The following is a 19,367-nucleotide window of genomic DNA, read 5'->3' as shown; positions in this document are numbered from 1 at the left end:
AACATGAACTAAGAAAAGCCCAATATTTTACAAATTCTTAATAAAAGAATTATTTGATACTTCCTTTTTTCATTTGTTCAACTGCATAATTGACGGCTCTTGCAGTTAATGCCATATAAGTCAATGATGGATTTTGGGTACCTGTCGACACCATAGAGGCTCCGTCGGTCACAAAAACATTAGGGCATTGATGCATCTGGTTCCATTTATTTAAAATGGAGGTTTTAGGATCCAAACCCATCCTCGCTCCTCCCATTTCATGGATATCCAGCCCTGGGTTCTGGCCACTGTCATGAGTCAAAATATTTTTTGCTCCGCCAGCCTCTAACATTTCTGCTCCTTGCTGAAAGAAATCATTCCGCGATTTAAAATCATTTTCAGCATATGCTATTGCCGTAATGACTTGTGGGATGCCATATTTATCTTTTTTATCAAGACTTAATCGGATATGGTTTTTTTCCTGTGGAATAGTCTCGCCCTGCATCATCATCCCAACTTTCCATCCCCCCAAAGTGCATAACTCATCTTTGTAAACTCCTCCAACTTGATCTTCTAATTCAACTGCTGAGGATAGACCTCGATGCGCCCCGAAAAATGAAGCATATCCTCGTAAAAAGTCCATTTCCTGTCTTACTACATTTCTAAAATTAGGTATGATCGGTTGTGTTGGTCTTCTTCCATAATAATAGCTATCCTCAAAACCTTCAAAAGTAGCACTAAGTGATCCTAAATAGTTATGGAAAGCAATATATTTACCCAAAACACCACTATCATTCCCAAGTCCATGCGGAAATCTCCTTGAGATTGAATTCAACAAAATTTGATTTGTTGCTATGGTAGAAGCATTTACAAAGATTACTTTAGCATAAAATTCTAGACTTTTATTGGTTTCGGAATCGATGACGCGAACCCCCACTGCTTTTCCTAACTGATCATCATAAATTATTGAATCAACCACAGAATGGGGTTTTAGAGTAAGATTACCTGTTTTCTGAGCCCAAGGTAAGGTTGATGCATTAGAACTAAAATATCCACCAAAAGGACAGCCTCGCTGACAGAGATTTCGAGCTTGACATTGTGTTCTACCTTGATCGATATGTATCTGTTTTGGTTTGGTGAGGTGTGCACACCTTCCTGCAATGACGTAACGGTCAGAATATTTATTGTGGATTTTACTTTGAATCTCTAATTCCACTTGATTCATTTCCCATGGAGGTAAAAATTCTCCATCAGGCATGGCATCAATCCCATCCAGATTACCTGAAATACCGACAAATTTTTCTACATAACTATACCATGGTGCGAGATCAGCATAACGGATAGGCCAATCCACAGCAAAACCATCTCTTGCAGGTCCTTCAAAATCATATGCGGACCATCTTTGTGTTTGCTTGGCCCAAGTTAGCGATTTACCACCTACCTGATAACCTCTTATCCAATCAAAAGGCTTCTCTTGAATGTATGGCTGTTCATCATCTGAAGTGAAAAAATGCTTCGCATCTTCTTTATAAGCATAACATTTTGACGCGATCGGATTTTCTTCTCTTTCTTTTAAAGACAATTGATTGGTATGCTCTAATTGCCAAGGATCCAAATAAGCGGTAGGGTAATCTTTAATATGTTTGACGTCTCTCCCCCGTTCCAATACTAATGTTTTTAATCCCTTTTCACAGAATTCCTTTGCTGCCCATCCTCCGGAAATTCCAGAACCAATTACGATAGCATCAAAATAATTATTCTTTTTCATTTATAAATTTAGGTTGTGGTTGATTCTAAAGGTATAGAATCTATACACAATATCCTAAACAAATTCAAATCTAATGAATAAATATAAATCTGTATATCAAAGCAATATAAAAACTTGAGTTCCATAAAGAACTATAGGTAATAGATAGCTTATATTTCAAAAGAAGATCGTATTATCATATACCTATAAGGAGAGAAAAAAACTTTAAATCTTGAAGTTTTAAAGTTTTTTCCTAGCAGGGTCTCAATATTTTGCGTTACCTAATATCCAACTCCTGTTCTCCTTGGCTGTCTAATAGGAGGCCAAATACCCGGTTTACCGTCAGTTCCCGCTGGGAGTACCCGTTGCTCCCGATTAACCAACTTAGCTTCCTCAGAGGCTTTATAAGCCATTACAGCAGTAAGAATTACATTATACTTGAGATCATCAAACACTAATTTATCATAAGTATCCAAATTGGTATGCCATGTATTTGAAAAGTAACCCCAAGACAATGAACTTAACATAAAAGCAGGTACTCCAGCAGCAACGAAAGATGAGTGGTCTGATCCCCCACCTCCTGGTGATCCCGGAAATTCTGTTTTGATATCTTTTGTAACATGGGCAGGCACAGCAGACATCCAGCGGGATATAAAGTCATAAGCATGTACAAAGCCTGAGCCATTAATTCGCTCGACACGGCCTGTACCGTTATCTAGGTTGAAAACTGCTTGAGTATTTTCGATTATCTCTGGATTGTCCAAAACAAATGAACGCGAGCCGTTTAGCCCCTGTTCTTCACTGCCCCACAAACCGATTAATATAGTTCGCTTAGGATTTGGTAAGATCTTTTTCAAAATACGTGCGACTTCCATCATAGCAATAGTTCCGGTTCCGTTATCGGTTGCCCCTGAGCCACCCTCCCAAGAATCAAGGTGAGCTGAAAGAATGACATATTCATTCGGAAATTCACTTCCTTTAATTTCAGCGATCGTATTAAATGATGGTACGTTTCCTAAATCCTTTGAAGCAGTCTCGACACTGATCTTTGTACTGATTCCCTTTTCGGTTAAACGGTATAACATACCATAGTCTTCTAAGGAGATATCGAGCGATGGGGCCTTATATGACCGTGCTCCAAATATTTTATTCGCTCCAAATTCTTTTGACCAATTGCTGGTCAATATACCCACTGCACCTGCATCTTCCAACATGGCTGGGATAGAATTTGCTGATACTCCAGAAGCTTTGATACGGTTGTTCCATAAAACTGCCAGGGAGTCCCGAGACACTTTCATCCGATCAATGGACTCCTTGGTCCCATACTCTTCCCAGTTATGATCCGGACGACCGGTTGGCTGCGGCATTGAAATCATCACAAATTTACCTTTAACAGAAGGAAGCCACTTATGAAATGACAAGGAATCCTTTACATCTGGTAGGCTAATAACTTCCGCTTGTATACTTTTCCCTTTTGTACTCGGACTCCATGCAAGCTGTGTTCCGGCCAATGATTTGACACGGGGTGCAATCATATCGATATGTGAAATACCGCGTTCCCATCCTCGCCATTCGCCAAACTTTTGATTCTGAGCTGTAATGCCCCAACTTTCAAATTTGGCAAGTGCCCATTCATTTGCGCGGGTCATGCCTGGAGTCCCCACTAAACGGGGACCAACTACATCTAACAGTTCAAACGCAAGCGATTCTAGTTGAGAGTTATGATTGGCTTCTGCTACGATTTTTTGTACAATAGGATCTAATACCTGCGTCCCCTGTTGCTGCGATCGATTTTGTGCAAATCCATGATCTAGCGTAAAAAAGCTAAAAAATAAGGCGTAACCTAGGGCTCTTTTTGATAAAATATACGTGAGATAAGTTCTTTTCATAAAAATATTATATGTAGGGATTTTTAATTAGGCTCCTTAAAAATCGAAATTTATATTGACATTAGCTACTTTGCATTCATTTTATTACAAAAAAATAGATTATTGCAGATCTAAATGATTTGAAAAGTCTTGTAAGAACCCCTGAATGACTTCTTCAAAATTGGCAAGGGATAATGCTCAACCACTGCATGAGAAATGGATATTACAAAAAAAAGCCTCCGATTTCTCGAAGGCTTTTCTATTATTTTGATTCTAAGATAAGCTTAGAATTTTTTGTTCACTTTACGTTCACCTTCTGTTAAGTAGATCTTACGTAAACGGATAGACTGAGGAGTAACCTCAATATATTCGTCACCTTGGATATACTCCATTGATTCTTCTAAAGAGAATTTGATCGCTGGTGCAATACGCGTATTATCATCAGTACCAGAAGCACGCATATTCGTTAATTGTTTCGCTTTAACGATGTTGATTGTTAAATCGTTATCACGGATATGCTCTCCTAAAATTTGTCCTTCATAGATATCTACTCCTGGATCAACGAAGAATTTACCACGATCTTGTAATTTATCGATAGAATAAGCTGTAGTAGTACCTTTATCTAAAGAGATCAATACACCATGTTGACGCCCAGGGATTGTACCTTTCCAAGGCTCGTAACCTTTCAAACGGTGAGCCATAACAGCTTCACCTGCAGTAGCAGTCAATACGTTGTTACGTAAACCGATAATACCGCGAGAAGGGATTTCGAACTCTAAGTGTTGCATTTCACCTTTAGTCTCCATAATCAATAACTCACCTTTACGTTGTGTTACCAATTCGATTACTTTACCAGAAACTTCAGCAGGAACATCTACTACCAATACTTCGACTGGCTCACATTTCTTACCATCAATTTCTTTCAAGATAACTTGAGGTTGACCAACTTGCAATTCGTAACCTTCGCGACGCATTGTTTCAATCAATACAGATAAATGGAGAATACCACGACCATATACTAACCATGCATCAGGAGATTCTGTAGGAAGTACACGTAATGCTAAGTTTTTCTCTAATTCTTTTTGTAAACGATCATGGATGTGACGAGAAGTAACTAATTTACCTTCTTTACCAAAGAAAGGAGAGTTATTAATCGTGAACAACATGTTCATTGTAGGCTCATCAATATGAATAACCTCTAATTGCTCTGGATTTTCGAAATCAGCAATTGTATCACCAATATCAAATCCATCAATACCAACTACAGCACAGATATCACCACAAGCAACTTCAGAAACACGGCGACGACCTAATCCTTCAAATGTATGTAACTCTTTTACACGAGATTTAACGATTTTACCATCGCGTTTCATCAATGAAATAGGCTGATTTTCTTTGATTGTTCCACGTGCAACACGACCAATAGCAATACGACCTACGAAAGTAGAGTAATCTAAAGATGTGATTTGCATTTGTAAAGTACCTTCATTAAAAGGAGATGGTGGGAAATGTGAGATGATTGCATCTAACAAATCAGATACATCTTCTTTTGGCTCTTTCCAATCTGTTGACATCCAGCCATTTTTAGAAGAACCGTATAATACTGGAAATGCCAATTGCTCTTCAGTAGCATCTAAGCTAAAGAATAAATCAAATACATTTTCATATACTTCTTCAGGACGACAGTTTTCTTTGTCTACTTTATTAACAACTACCAAAGGTTTCAAGCCTAAAGCTAAAGCTTTTTGTGTAACGAAACGAGTTTGAGGCATAGGACCTTCAAAAGCATCTACTAATAACACAACACCATCAGCCATTTTCAAGACACGCTCAACCTCACCACCGAAATCGGCGTGACCAGGAGTGTCAATAACGTTGATTTTCACACCTTTGTATTGAACAGAAACGTTTTTAGCAACGATTGTAATACCGCGTTCACGCTCTAGATCGTTATTATCTAGAATTAAATCACCTGTACCATCATTATCTCTAAAAAGATTTGTGAAGTGTAAGATTTTGTCTACCAACGTAGTTTTACCGTGATCGACGTGAGCGATAATCGCTATATTTCTAATATTTTGCATCCAGCAAGTAAATTTGTTTTAAATTCAGGGTGCAAAGATAAGTATTTTGCACCATAAATTCATATAACTATGTGTATTTTATTTGATTACAGCTAAATCTTTTCCAACTTTTATGAATGCAGCTATTGCTTTATCCAAATGACTGATCTCATGACCTGCTGAAATCTGAACACGAATACGTGCTTTTCCTTGTGGAACCACTGGGTAATAGAAACCAATAACATAGATTCCCTCTGCCAACATTCTTGTTGCAAATTCTTGTGCTAATTTCGCATCATACAGCATAACAGGTACAATAGGGTGAAATCCCGGTTTAATATCAAAACCTGCTGCTGTCATTTTTCGCGAAAATAAGCTGTATTTGCCTCTAATTTATCGCGTAAGTCTGTTGTCTCACTTAGCATATCTAAGACGGCTACAGAAGCTCCTGCGATAGCTGGTGCTAAAGTATTGGAGAACAAGTATGGACGAGAACGCTGACGTAACATATCAATAATTTCTTTACGACCAGAAGTAAAACCACCAGATGCACCACCTAATGCTTTACCTAATGTTCCAGTAATGATATCAACGCGATCAATTACATTATATAATTCATGTGTTCCACGTCCAGTTTTACCAATAAAACCTGTACAGTGTGATTCATCGATCATCACTAATGCTTCATATTTATCTGCTAAATCACAGATCTGATCTAATGGTGCTACCGAACCATCCATAGAGAATGCCCCGTCTGTAACAATAATACGGTGACGTGCGCCAGAAGCTGCTTGTAATTGCGCTTCTAAATCAACCATATCTGCATTTTTATAACGGAAACGTTGTGCTTTACATAAACGGACACCATCGATAATAGATGCATGATTCAATTCATCTGAAATGATCGCATCTTCTGCACCTAATAAAGGTTCGAATACCCCACCATTGGCATCAAATGCAGCAGCGTATAAAATAGTATCTTCTGTTCCTAAAAATTTAGAAATTTTTGCTTCCAACTCTTTGTGAATATCCTGTGTTCCACAAATAAAACGTACTGATGACATTCCATATCCATGTGAATCAATTGCTTTTTTGCTGCTTCTGTTACTTTAGGATGTGATGATAATCCTAAATAGTTATTTGCACAAAAATTGATGACTTCTTCACCAGTGCTTACTTTAATATCAGCACCTTGAGGCGTAGTAATTACGCGTTCTTCTTTATACAAACCAGCTTCTTTGATAGCTGCTAATTCTTTCTGCAATGCAGGTTGAAGAGTTTTATACATAATAATTCAAAATTTTCTACAATAATAAGATTTTATAAGAGCATTTACTCCACTTATAAATGAAGTTTATGTTATTAATGCCTCAAAAGTATGTGAAACCGTTTGCACAATTTTACTATTCATAACGCAATGCTTCTACAGGATCTAATTTTGAAGCTTTTGATGCGGGATAATAGCCTGAGAGCATACCAACCAGAACACATACTGTAAAACCCAAGATGATCCAATTCCAAGGAACAATAAATGATGCACCCAATTGTAGTGCTAGAAGATTTCCGATGACAATACCTAATAAAATTCCTGCCGCACCACCAATTAAACAGATAACAACTGCTTCTATTAAGAACTGTCTGCGTATAACCGAAGGGGTTGCGCCTATAGCCTTACGGATTCCAATCTCACGTGTTCGCTCTGTTACAGAAACCAACATAATATTCATTAAACCAATGGAAGCTCCTATTAACGTTATTAATGCAATCACTATGGCTCCCATTGTAATGATAACCATATTTTGAAGCAAGATCTGTGCAACCGCATCAGATTTTGTGATTTCAAAATCTGAAGTTTGCTTAGCCGTCAACCCGCGTATATTACGAAACACAATAGTAGCCTCTCCTACTGCGGCTTCTAAGCGAACCGGATCATTAACAGATATCGTAATGGTATAAGAAGGCTCAATGCCCCCCATTACTGTTCTTGCTTTTACCAAAGGTATCAAACAGGCTTTATCAGCGCCCATACCAGCGCTTGACCCCTTATTTTTTAATACTCCGATTACTTGATAACGCACCCCACCGATTGTCATAAATTCACCTATCGGATTAATGGTACCTTTAAATAATTTTTGATATATTTCATCACCGATAATGACAAGAGGACTACCTTTATAAACTTCCTGATTCGTAAAATTACGCCCTATAGATAAGTTATATCCGGATGTTTTTAAATAGGATTCATCCGACCCGATAACACCGATATTAGGATTTGTTTTTTCTGATTTATATTTTGCTGTTGCCGCCCCTGAAACATTGACATTGAGCGAGGTGACGGCGTCAAACTTATATTGTTCTTTAAAGCTGACCGCATCACGATATGTAATGGATGAATAGACTTTAGACTGCTCACCACTATTTCCAATACGTACATTCAAACCGCGATTTCGAATATTAAATGAATTGGAACCCATGGAAGAAAAGGAGTCTGTTAAAGACGATTTAATCGCATCTATAGATGTTAAAACACCTATAAGTGCCGTAATGCCTATTGCGATAATCAGTGCTGTCAGAAATGTGCGTAACTTATTGCCCACAATGGATTGGAGAGCAAGTTTTATATTCTCTGAATAAGACATTTTAACAGCCATAGCAATTCTATCGTTAATATTTAGATTGCTGAAATTACTGCTATTAAATTAATTTTACAATGTTTTTAATAATTAAAGCCCTTAAAATAAAAAGCGCTCTTAAAAATAAGTAGCGCTTTTTATTTTTTAACCACGATCCTAGTTCACTCTTTTCCATGATTCAGTACGCCCGAATAAACTGACGCCCACATACCCTCTGATATCTAATTTATCCGTTCCCTGTAAGGTCATCTTACAGCTATAAGTCTTTCCAGTTTTTGGATCATAAATTTTACCATCCTGATAAACATTTCCATCTTTAGAAAAATTCGTTAAAATTTCTAATCCCTGAACCTGTCTACTTTGTAAATTTTTATCAGGATTCTTAACGTCCTTTTTAATTTTACCCTGTGCATCATTTGGTTCTTTCAACCAATATAGTTTACCAAAATACTTTTCGCCTTTTTTGTAAATTTCTATTCTGCCCTCTCCACTAGGATTCTGCCATTTTCCAATAATAGGGTCCGATTGTGCAAAAATTAATACTGATGTAAATACCAGCATCAGTGTCATGATCATCTTTTTCATATTGTCTCTGTTATAATTGTTTATGTGAATTTACAAAATTTATATTATGCAAGCATAACATATATGCAATTAATTATATTAAACAGATTAAAGTACCAAAAGTTTAATTTGGGAGAGACGAATAGCAAACGATCGTTTAGGAGTAGAATTTGGCACCGCATTTGATGATAATTTTGTAAGATTAACTTAAAATTATAAATATCATGAAATTCATTATTAGCCTACTTATTACAGGTGTAGTGATTGCACTAGCAGCCTACATATCTCCAGGAGTACATGTTGCCAGCTTTCTTTGGGCTATCATAACAGGTCTTGTTATTGGATTTGTTAATGCTACCGTTGGTTCGATTTTAAGATTGTTCACTTTTCCATTAAATTGGTTAACACTGGGACTAGTTTCTTTTATCATCACTGTGCTCATGATATTATTAACAGATTCATTACTCGGATCTAAATTTGATGTTTCCGGCTTCTGGACAGCAGCGCTCTTTGCAATTGTAGTAGCGGTGCTAGAAATGATCATTGGAAAAATGTTTCCTAGCAAAGATTAAAATAAAACTTTTCAAAATACAAAAAAGCCAATCCAAAAAGATTGGCTTTTTTGTATTGATGATGAGGTCTTTGTTTCATTAAGATTCTGTAACAAAAGAACTCAATTAGCATCCCACCATACTCTATTGGTTAAAACTCCATTATCACCCTGGCTTACCACATTTTGGTTATTCGTATTGATTTCTGTTTCAGGATACATAAACCGCAATGGATACCCATTAGGCACTGGAGAAGACACAGAGTTAGGAAAGTTAGGGTATCCGAGTCTTCTAAAATCATTCCATGACTGAATGTTATTAATATTATTTAGAGCTAACCATTTCTGTGTGATGATACGCTCAATCTTATTCGTTGCAGTCGCATAGTTCACATTAGTCTGGTTGATATAAGATTGTACATTATAATTATTAACATTGAACAAATAATTAAATGATGCTTGTATCCCACTTTGATATAATTGACTTGCTATACCTGTTATCCAATCTCTTTCAACTGCTTCTGCTCGCAAGAAATTAGATTCTGCTAATGATATTAAAACAATAGATTGATTGAAAGATTTAATTATTCCTGCTGGTTGGTTTCCATTCTCATTTGGTCCTTTTAAAGACGAAGTATTAACTGCTGCATACTCATCTTTTATCATATTTTCCCCAAAAATAACCCCTTTAAAGTCTCCGTTTATACTCACATAATTTTGAACCAATCTCGGGTCATTAAATTCTTTATATTTTCCAATAAGATACTGAGTAGGACGTATATTAGCATAATTAGCTACAGCTACTCCAGAATTATTACGATAGTAGGTTTCGTAGAATGGATTAATCTTAGATGCTGTATTCAAAAAACCTGGGTTTACACTAGCATCTTCTTCTAAAAAGCCAGAACCTTCTTTTGTAATTTTAGCAATTTCCTCTGTAATATAAGATGCTTGACTCGAAACTTCAGACTGTCTTAACAATGCTCTTAATTTCAACGTATTTCCAAATTTTGCCCATTTCGTTTTATTTCCTTTGAATACAACATCATCATTTGCAGGAAGCAAAGAGGCAACTTTAATTTCTTCTATACCTTGAGTAATCAGATCTACAGATTTTTTATATACATCTTTTCCGGACTCATAACTTGGGTGCAAAATCTTAGACCCTTTTAGGGCGTCCTCATAAGGCACATTATTATAGAAATCAACAAGTATAAAAAAATGGTATCCCATCATAATCTTTGCTATTCCTGAATAAAATTTAGCATCTTCTATTTCCGCCTGTTCTAATATTTCTTTATAATAAAACAAATTATTATAAGTCGATTCCCAAACAGCCAATCCATCACGAGTATCTCTAATTCCTGGGCCATTATATATCTTGAGAGCTCCAAAAGAATTAATTCCTTCATTTGAAGTACCCCAATATCCTCCCCAAAGACCTCCTATCTGGTTTAATTGAGTAGCTTCATATGCCGCTGATGTCACCAATGCTGCAGGAAGTTTAGCATTCAAACTTAAATTTTCCTTAATTGGGGAATTCGGGTTAACATTTACATCTAAAAAATCTTTGCAAGAAGTCAATGTGAAAAATGCAAAACTCATTAACCCTATCTTTCTAATATTGTATTTCATTTTCGTATTTTTAAAAAGTCATATTAATATTGAAGCCCATTGACCTTGATGTTGGGATCTGTCTGAAACTCGCATAACCATCCGTTTGATTGTACAGTGCTTCGGGATCACCAATTTTATTGGAAGAATGTCTAATAATGAACAAATTATTACCAACAAAACCGATGCTTGCTTTTTTAAACAATTTCTGTCCTGCCAAAAACTTTGCAGGCAATTCATACCCAACATAAAGTTCTCTTAATTTTAAAAAGTCTGCTTTTGCAGCAGTAGTTGTCTGAATATTTCCATAAGCGGTCCACCAAGCTTTGTCTCCTTTAGAATATACATCGGTATTCTCCACAACACTTCCATCCGAAAGTCGAACCATCGAATTTGGCATAATAAACGGCTGTCTATCATATTTCACAGTCTCAATATGTGTTCCTGCTGCATACATTCTTGGAAATACTTCTGAGTACATCCAGCTTCCTAATCTTGAGTCTATTTGAAAACCTAATGTAAAGGACTGATAAGAGAGTTTTGTTGAAAAACCAAAAAGGTATGGAGGAACCATTGTACCCAATACAACTTCTTCATCTGAAGGAATAACATTACCATCCTTATCTAGTACTATTTTACCTCCTTCTTTTAAGAAATCTGTCATCCTAAGCGTCGGATATTGATGATCTTTAAGCGCATAAGCCTGTCTAAAGATGTTAAATTCATCTCCTGCAAATAGGTCTTTAGCTTTAGTGTCTGTATAACTGAAGTTAAAACCCAAATCCAACTTCACTTTATCATTTTTAATTACAGTTCCATTGATCATAACTTCGAGCGTTTTATTGATCATCCGTCCTGCATTGACAATTGTAGAGTTAAATCCCGTTGCACTTGATATCCCGGCATTAAAAATCTGTCCATCAGAATCTGAATGTGCATAAGCAATATCTGTACTCAATCTATTATTAAAGAATCCCAGCTGAAGACCTACCTCATAAGATTTTACAAATTCTGGCTTAATTAATAAATTGGGTTCTGATAGAGAAGGCGTAAATCCGACCAAACTTCCATAAGGAAATCCTGCTGTCTGACTATATGTTAAATTTAATCTGTAAGGATCCAATGTAACATTACCGGTCTTATTATAAGATGAATAAACACGTCCATAATTTAATACGCTGTTATTTTTCAAACCTTCAATTGCATCTGTAAATACAAAGGAAGAACTTATACCTGGCGAGAAGTAACTATTATTATTGGGGTCTAACACAGAAACTTTATCATTTCTACCAGTCAAAGTCAAAAACAAATAATTTTTATAACCTGCAGTAAATTCTCCATATGTAGCCAATGATCGGTATTTTGTTATTGTAGAGCCTCCAGTCAACTCTCCTGTTCTAGATCCTTGATTAAAAATATCTTCAAATAATAAGTTTGATGCACTTACATTTATTTGTTTTCTTTCATCCATTCTGACATTTTGACCTACTAATAACTTAGTCGTGAAATCACCAAAATCCTTATGAAAATTTAAAATCAAGTCATTATTGAATCTTGTAAATCCGGCATGAGTATCATTAACAGATCCATTGATATTCCGTGTTGCTACGCTAGATGTTAATTTCCGATTTGTTACACGACCTGGCTCAGATTGGAAATAAAGACCTGTTCTATAAGTCGCATTAAACCAGTCTGCAAATTCATAATTAAACTCTAATTTTGAATTTAAGGTATGTTGATCGGAAGTATTTCTGTTGTTATCAGCCATGAAAATTGGATTTCTTGTACTTGCAACAGGATTATACCAATTTAAAGGATGATTTGGAGAACTTGGATTTTGCCAATTTCTAGCGTCCTTATAGTTAATATTTGCAGGCTGAGTATATACAGAAAGCCAAGGCCCATCGCTCGTTGTATTGTTCTTAAAAAAGACATAGTTTACGTTAAATGAAGTATTAAGCTTGTTAAAACGACGAGAACCATTAAATCGGGCTCCAGTACGACTTGATTTATCTCCTGGAATAATTCCTTTGATACGCACATCCTGTAAGGACATAAAATATGAGCTTTCACTATCTCCACCCGAAAACGATAGATCATTTTGGGTCGTAATTCCTGTATCAAAAAATCCTAAGCGATTATCTTTACTAGGAGCTTCATATCGTTTAGTCGGTTGTAATCCATTGATTGGAAGACCAAAGTCTCTCTCTTCTCCATTAAACTTATCACCCCAAGATTCATTAGCTACTGGACTGTAAATCCCGTTCTGTCCTTGTCCAAATTCCACTTGCGCCGGCGGTAATAAAAATACATTAGAAAAAGTTGTGCTATTGCTAAAATTAATTTGACCTCGATCAGATTTTCCAGATTTTGTCGTGATCATGATAGCACCATTTACACCCTCAGAACCATAAAGGGCGGCAGCATTCGCACCCTTAAGGACAGTAATATCCTGAATATCATTTGGGTTAACACGTGTAATATCTGGTAAAGGAACTCCATCTACAACATACAAAGGATCATTTTTAGATCTGTTTAAAGAACGGGTACCTCTTAATCTAATCTGAATGCCTGGATCAGTTTTACCAGTTGTTAGATCAGTTGCATTGATACGCAATCCCGCAACTTTACTAGACAAAGCAAGTAATGGGTTTACAACTTTACCTAGATTAAGCTCCTCATTGCTAACAGACTGAGCAGAAGTGCCAAGCTCTCTGGATTGTCTTTTAATACCAAGTGCTCCAGTAACAACTACTTCTGAGAGCTGTTTGTTATCTTTTGCTAGGTAAATAATACGATCTGACCAATCTTTATCAATAAAAATTTCGGTCGGCAAATATCCTAAGTGGGAAACAATTAATTTTTGTCCCTGATGTGCCTGAATCCTAAAGCTACCTTGGGAACCTGTTATCACACTTCCTGAACGTTCATTCCCTTTTACAGAAACAGAAACGCCCCTAATAGGCTCGTCACTTTCTTGTTCTAAAACACGTCCAGCTAATGTAACATGAGTCTGTCCCAACAAATCCAAAGAATATGTGGCCAGCAGCAATAGCAGTAAAATTGAAAAGTAATTTTTTATCATCCTTCACTTTTTAGTTAATACATGTAAAAATTTATATCTTTGTCTTTAGAACCAGTCTAAATAACTGAGTGCAAAATTAGATTAATTATAAATAGTGGAGTGACGAGATCCGAAAAAGAAGCTTAACAATCCGAAATTAAGTGGCAACTATAATAATAAGCACAATATGAATCAAGAGGATAGAAACATCTCCTTATACAATAACATAGATTATGAAGTAAAGCTTTTAGCTTTAAATGATGAATTTTCTCGTCTCAAATTGATGACAACAGTTCGGTTCTCATTATTTCTATGGCTAAAACCAGCACTATAATTTTGGACCAACAAGAGATTGAGCTTAAAGAAAAACATTCTTGCTTTTATTATTCACAAGGTTTGGATCTTTTTCTGATCGCAAAAAATGAGAAAGCAAAAATTTGTATACTGACATTTAAGGCTGGGTTTCTAAAGCACAGTGAAATTGAACTTGGTAATCAAGAAAAGATAGAAAAACTCTTTCAATCTTCATCAACATTGAGATGTTTTCGTGTCCCATCCATTCATAGCAATGCTCTAGGTCTTATTCATACGCAACTTCCAGAGTCTCTCCTATCTACATTCTATAAAGGGACATCTCTAAACATATTCTGCAAATTGGTCGCCTACTTAGAATTATCTACAAAAACAGAAGTACAAGATTGAGAGATATTGATATGGAAAAGATAAAGACCGCTAAAGGATTGATCGAGTCCAATTTGAGTCAGAATTTCACGATCTCTCAATTGGCCAGAATTGTCGGAACTAATGAACAATACCTTAAAAAACATTTTAAGCAATTTTATGGAATGACAGTATTCAATTTTATAGTTGATTGTAAAATGAATAAGGCGAAACTGATGCTTAAAGAAAAAGATGTCAAGGTAAGCTCAATTAGTCAGCAGTTGGGTTATAGACATGCGACTCATTTTACTACAGCTTTTAAGAAATTTTTTGGATATACACCCAATGCATTAAGATATTTATTTGCAGTTTTCATAGACAATTATCTCGCAATTAAAGATTTTGCAATGATTTATATTTAATGCAAAATTGTGGAAACCATATAGAATACAATACCATTATCTCCTTAAATGCGATAATTCTAATAGTCAGTAATAGAACAAAAAAGGCTCTCCTAAAACGGAGAGCCTTTTATTAGTTATTTAATATAATTAGAATTCCCATCTTACGAAAGCTTCGATTGCCTCGTAATTAGCTAATCCCAATTGATCATATAATTCTGCAGTTTCGCTGGTACGATCTTCTGCACGTACCCAGAATTCACGAGGATCATCCCCAGGGAAAACTGGAAGATCTTTCTGTGATTGGTGCTTAAAGATAGCCAAACGCTTGCGGTATACCTCTTGTGGCGATAATGGAACAGCCATTTCAATTTCATGAATTGGGTATTCATGCCACGCTCCACGGTACAACCATAACCAACAATCTTTGGTCCACTCATCAGTCGCTTTTAAACGTCTCAATGCTTCAAACAAAATATTAAAACATACTTTGTGTGTTCCATGTGGATCCGCAAAATCACCAGCTGCAAATACCTGATGTGGCTTTACCTGACATAATAATTCCATTGTTTGCTGGATATCATCTTCGAAAGAAACATCTTTTGAGAATTTCTGTCTATCGTAAAAAGGTAAGTCTTGGAAATGGATATTTGTATCTGGTAAACCTACAAAACGAGCGCCAGCAATAGCCTCTCCTTTACGGATTAATGCTTTGATCTTACGAACAATCTCTGTATCGATCTGGTTTGGTTTTTTAGTTTCAAAAATCTCACGGCTTTCTTTATACAACGTTGAAATTTTGATGCATCAATTCCCATCTCTTTGCAAAATCTTCTGCAAATTCTAAATAGCGGATAACATCATCATCCCAAACAGCTGTATTACCACACGTTTGATAAGCAACATGTACATCATGTCCTTGATCTGCTAAACGAATAAATGTACCACCCATAGAGATTACATCATCATCAGGGTGCGGAGAGAATACAATTGAAGTTTTCTTAGCTGGATTAGCACGCTCAGGTCTTTGTGAATCATCAACATTTGGTTTACCACCTGGCCAGCCAGTAATGGTATGTTGCAATTCATTAAAAATACGGATATTGATATTGTAAGCAGGACCTGATTGGGTTACCAACTTAGCCATACCATGATTATTATAATCTTCTTCTGTCAGTTTCAGAATAGGCTTCTTAATTTCCAAAGACAACCAAACAACTGCTTTTTTAATTAAAACAGGTGTCCATTCAATATCTTCAGCCAACCAAGGCAAATCGAATCTTGTTAATAACGAAGCTGATTCTGTGTCTAAAATGAATTCTACATTATCAGACAGTTGCAAATAAGTTGCTGGAATCTCTGATGAGATTTCACCTTCTACAGCTTTCTTAATGATTTCAGCTTTGTTACCACTCCAGGCCATCAAAATGATCTCCCGAGCTTTAAAAATAGTACCGACACCCATCGTAATTGCTTTACGAGGTACATTTTCTTTACCACCAAAATCACGAGAAGCATCACGACGTGTCAAATCATCTAATGTGACAACACGTGTACCCGAATTAGGAGCAGATCCCGGCTCATTGAAACCGATATGACCTGTACGACCAATTCCTAAAATTTGAATATCTAAACCACCTAAGTCAGTAATTTTTTGCTCATAAGCTTCACAAGCGGCATTGATCGCATCTACTGCTAATGTTCCGTCAGGAATATTAACGTTTGCTCTCTCAATATCAACATGATCAAATAGATTCTTATTCATGAATGTCACATAACTCTGTGCGGCATCTGGCTGCATCGGATAATATTCATCCAAGTTAAACGTGATGACATTTTTGAAACTTAAACCTTCTTCTTTATGTAAACGGATTAATTCAGCGTAAACTTTAATGGGTGTTGCACCAGTAGCAAGACCTAAAATTGCATTTTCGCCATTCTCTTGCTTTTTGCGAATGATGTCCGCAATACGCTTTGCAACAACTTTGGAAGCTGTGCTTGGATCAGGATACACACTTACAGGAACTTTTTCAAAGCGTGTTTCTTCCAATAAATTTAATCTAGCCATTATTAGAATTAGTATTGATAGGGTGAATTACAAATTTATAAAATATTGTAGCTTATTCACCATATTTTATAAGATTTTAAATAGTTTATAGCAAAAATGCAAATGCACACGATTGCTAAAACGTTTATTTGAAGTATTATCTAATATTATTAAGTAAATCAATGGCTTGAATGAGCGTTTCAGATCTTTTAGCAAAACAAATCCGCAAAATATACTGATTTGGATCTGCCGTATAAAACGCTGAAATCGGAATTAATCCGATCTTATTTTCGACGATCATACGTTCAGCAAATAAGAGGTCTTGTTCCTCCGAAATTGAACTGTAATCAACATTCAAAAAATAAGTACCGTTGCTCGGTAATACGGTAAATTTGGAAGATGATATTCCAGCAATCAGGAAGTTTCTCTTCTGTTCAAAGAAATCTCCTAAACCTAAATAACTTTGTGAATCTTCCAGATACTTGGCAATAGCCATTTGGACTGCACCATTGACACTAAAGACATTGTATTGATGGATCTTTCGAAATTCTCTCGTTAATTCAAGGGGTGCTATACAGTATCCCACCTTCCAGCAGTTACATGGAGTAGTTTTCCAAAAGATGCAATGACAAAGCTTCTTTGCCTTAGCAAGGTATGCGCTAATAAAGAATAGGGCTTTCTGCATCATATACGAGGTGTTCATACACTTCGTCGCTCAATACAAATACTTGCGACGAAGCTACAATCTGAGCTAATGCTTCGATATCATCCAGTTCCAGTTGTCGACCAGTTGGATTATTAGGGTTGTTAATAATAATCAGTTTCGTTCTGGCATTCACTAGACTTTTGACATAATCCCAGTCAATAGTAAAATCAGGTGCCAAAAGAACAACAGGTATAACCTTTCCTCCAAATAATTCAACAGTTGGGGCATAACAGTCATATGCTGGTTCAAATATAATGACCTCATCATCTTTATGAACAACTGTAGCTATAGCAGTGAAAATAGCTTGAGTCCCTCCCGCTGTTACAGTAATTTCATCCTGAACGTCGACCTCTATCTGATGGGTATTCATAACTTTCAAGGCTATTTTTTCACGTAAGGATAAGGCTCCCGGCATTAATGCGTATTGATTAAACCCATCGTTCATATAATCCTTTACAAGATTGATTAAATGTTGATCAGTATCATAATCAGGAAAACCCTGTGCCAGGTTTAGTGCACCATACTGTTGCGCGAGCGCAGACATTTTACTGAAAATTGTTGTTCCCACACGTGGAAGCTTAGATTGAAAGGTTGAATTCATAATAGTCTGAATAAAGAAATGCTAAGATAATATTTTGGTAAAGTTCGCAATCAATTGTAAAAAGAATGTATAAAAAACAAATATAATCTACCTAAGCGATAGATTATATTATATTTGTAATAAAAATGCTCAAATAATGATGAAAAAATTTTTTATATACTTCTTATTTTGCTTACCCCTTATAGCAGCAGCACAGAAGAAAGAGTTAACTAAAGAGGATTATATCGCTCGTGTAAAAGCCAATCCAGATTCTATTTCTACATTGGTAGATTTAAGAAGAGTTGGTGCTATACGCCAGAATATCAAGAATTACAAAGCTTATACAACACCTTAGGCAAAAACGTTAAAAATTCACAAGAAGGTCAGGAATTTAAAACATATCTTGAAGCACTTTCGAAAGTCGTAATCGGAAAACAAGCTCCCGAGTTTACGCAAAATGATACCACGGGAAATCCTATTAAATTAACCGATTTCAGAGGGAAGTTTGTCCTACTAGATTTTTGGGCTTCATGGTGTCCTGATTGTCGGGTGCAAAGTCCTGACTTAGTCAAAACCTATGCGACCTTTAAAGATAAAAACTTCGAAATATTAGGAATTTCTTTTGATAGAGACAGAAACTCTTGGATAAAGGCCATTCATACCGATAAGTTACATTGGAAACATGTTTCGGACCTAAAGCGTTGGCAAAATGATGTGGGAACATTATATGGCGTCAAAGCTATCCCACAAAATGTGCTGATTGATCCTTCTGGAAAAATCATAGCCAGAAATATACATGGTGAGGAGTTGAATAAGAAACTGAAAGAAGTATTAAAATAAATAGAAAAGGGAGCGATTAATAATCGTTCCCTTTTCTATTTATAACTCATG

General features: G+C 36.1%; 15 protein-coding genes and 2 pseudogenes. 5 read left to right on the top strand and 12 right to left on the bottom strand.

Translation table 11 applies throughout. The features are described from left to right. Positions 1-49 precede the first annotated feature (49 nt). The 7 genes and pseudogenes from L950_RS07255 to L950_RS07230 all read right to left on the bottom strand — a co-directional run bounded on the left by L950_RS07255 (position 50) and on the right by L950_RS07230 (position 8,875). The gene (locus L950_RS07255) at positions 50-1,747 is read right to left on the bottom strand and encodes a GMC oxidoreductase (protein ID WP_021190851.1); all 1,698 of its coding nucleotides are present in this window, start codon (positions 1,745-1,747) and stop codon (positions 50-52) included. A gap of 260 nt (positions 1,748-2,007) precedes the next feature. Next, positions 2,008-3,615: a M20/M25/M40 family metallo-hydrolase gene (locus L950_RS07250; protein ID WP_021190850.1), complete on the bottom strand. Its 1,608-nt coding sequence runs from the start codon at positions 3,613-3,615 to the stop codon at positions 2,008-2,010. Between the two features lie 263 nt (positions 3,616-3,878). Then, entirely contained in the window at positions 3,879-5,678 is a 1,800-nt protein-coding gene (gene typA, locus L950_RS07245) for a translational GTPase TypA (RefSeq protein WP_021190849.1), read from the bottom strand. A 78-nt stretch (positions 5,679-5,756) separates the two neighbouring features. Further along, a pseudogene (gene kbl / locus L950_RS07240) lies at positions 5,757-6,721 on the bottom strand (glycine C-acetyltransferase). Next, complete coding sequence (locus L950_RS37165) at positions 6,646-6,945, bottom strand: hypothetical protein (RefSeq protein ID WP_410528105.1); 300 nt, start codon at positions 6,943-6,945, stop codon at positions 6,646-6,648. Before L950_RS37165 ends, kbl begins: the two are co-directional and overlap by 76 nt. Positions 6,946-7,060: 115 nt before the next feature. Further along, positions 7,061-8,308 carry an ABC transporter permease gene (locus L950_RS07235; protein WP_021190848.1) on the bottom strand — a complete coding sequence of 416 codons (1,248 nt, stop codon included), beginning with the start codon at positions 8,306-8,308 and terminating at the stop codon, positions 7,061-7,063. A 138-nt stretch (positions 8,309-8,446) separates the two neighbouring features. Then, complete coding sequence (locus L950_RS07230; protein WP_021190847.1) at positions 8,447-8,875, bottom strand: DUF2147 domain-containing protein; 429 nt, start codon at positions 8,873-8,875, stop codon at positions 8,447-8,449. A 203-nt stretch (positions 8,876-9,078) separates the two neighbouring features. Between L950_RS07230 and L950_RS07225 the strand changes: the two genes are divergently transcribed. Beyond that, a complete protein-coding gene (locus L950_RS07225; protein ID WP_021190846.1) occupies positions 9,079-9,426 on the top strand; it encodes a phage holin family protein in 348 nt (115 codons plus the stop codon). 101 nt (positions 9,427-9,527) lie between these two features. On the opposite strand, the gene L950_RS07220 is transcribed toward L950_RS07225, so the two are convergent. Both L950_RS07220 and L950_RS07215 read right to left on the bottom strand, forming a co-directional pair. Continuing rightward, positions 9,528-11,009 (bottom strand): SusD/RagB family nutrient-binding outer membrane lipoprotein, encoded by a 1,482-nt coding sequence (locus L950_RS07220; protein WP_231576952.1) that lies wholly within the window; start codon positions 11,007-11,009, stop codon positions 9,528-9,530. A gap of 40 nt (positions 11,010-11,049) precedes the next feature. After that, a complete protein-coding gene (locus L950_RS07215; protein WP_021190844.1) occupies positions 11,050-14,103 on the bottom strand; it encodes a SusC/RagA family TonB-linked outer membrane protein in 3,054 nt (1,017 codons plus the stop codon). A 315-nt stretch (positions 14,104-14,418) separates the two neighbouring features. Between L950_RS07215 and L950_RS26115 the strand changes: the two genes are divergently transcribed. Together L950_RS26115 and L950_RS07210 are read left to right on the top strand one after the other, a co-directional pair. Next, positions 14,419-14,784 (top strand): hypothetical protein, encoded by a 366-nt coding sequence (locus L950_RS26115; protein WP_156169584.1) that lies wholly within the window; start codon positions 14,419-14,421, stop codon positions 14,782-14,784. Between the two features lie 11 nt (positions 14,785-14,795). After that, complete coding sequence (locus L950_RS07210; RefSeq protein WP_156169582.1) at positions 14,796-15,164, top strand: helix-turn-helix domain-containing protein; 369 nt, start codon at positions 14,796-14,798, stop codon at positions 15,162-15,164. 129 nt (positions 15,165-15,293) lie between these two features. Here the strand turns inward: L950_RS07210 and nagB are convergent. The 3 genes and pseudogenes from nagB to L950_RS35135 form a co-directional block, all read right to left on the bottom strand. Further along, positions 15,294-17,211: pseudogene (nagB, locus tag L950_RS07205) on the bottom strand (glucosamine-6-phosphate deaminase). 136 nt (positions 17,212-17,347) lie between these two features. Then, complete coding sequence (locus L950_RS35140; RefSeq protein WP_262507015.1) at positions 17,348-17,776, bottom strand: aminotransferase class I/II-fold pyridoxal phosphate-dependent enzyme; 429 nt, start codon at positions 17,774-17,776, stop codon at positions 17,348-17,350. Between the two features lie 73 nt (positions 17,777-17,849). Further along, on the bottom strand, positions 17,850-18,497 hold the full coding sequence (locus L950_RS35135; RefSeq protein ID WP_262507014.1) for an aminotransferase class I/II-fold pyridoxal phosphate-dependent enzyme: 648 nt from the start codon (positions 18,495-18,497) through the stop codon (positions 17,850-17,852). A gap of 136 nt (positions 18,498-18,633) precedes the next feature. Here L950_RS35135 and L950_RS32325 point away from each other — a divergent pair, with 136 nt between their 5' ends. After that, entirely contained in the window at positions 18,634-18,831 is a 198-nt protein-coding gene (locus L950_RS32325) for a hypothetical protein (RefSeq protein ID WP_021190841.1), read from the top strand. After that, complete coding sequence (locus tag L950_RS32320; protein WP_316930566.1) at positions 18,759-19,316, top strand: TlpA disulfide reductase family protein; 558 nt, start codon at positions 18,759-18,761, stop codon at positions 19,314-19,316. The genes L950_RS32325 and L950_RS32320 overlap by 73 nt, the downstream gene beginning before the upstream one ends. Positions 19,317-19,367 lie beyond the last annotated feature (51 nt).

Origin of the sequence: Sphingobacterium sp. IITKGP-BTPF85 (assembly GCF_001006065.1) — a bacterium.
GTDB lineage: Bacteria > Bacteroidota > Bacteroidia > Sphingobacteriales > Sphingobacteriaceae > Sphingobacterium > Sphingobacterium anhuiense.
Note: the sequence above shows the minus strand (reverse complement) of the source record. Positions and strands in the feature narration are given on the sequence as shown.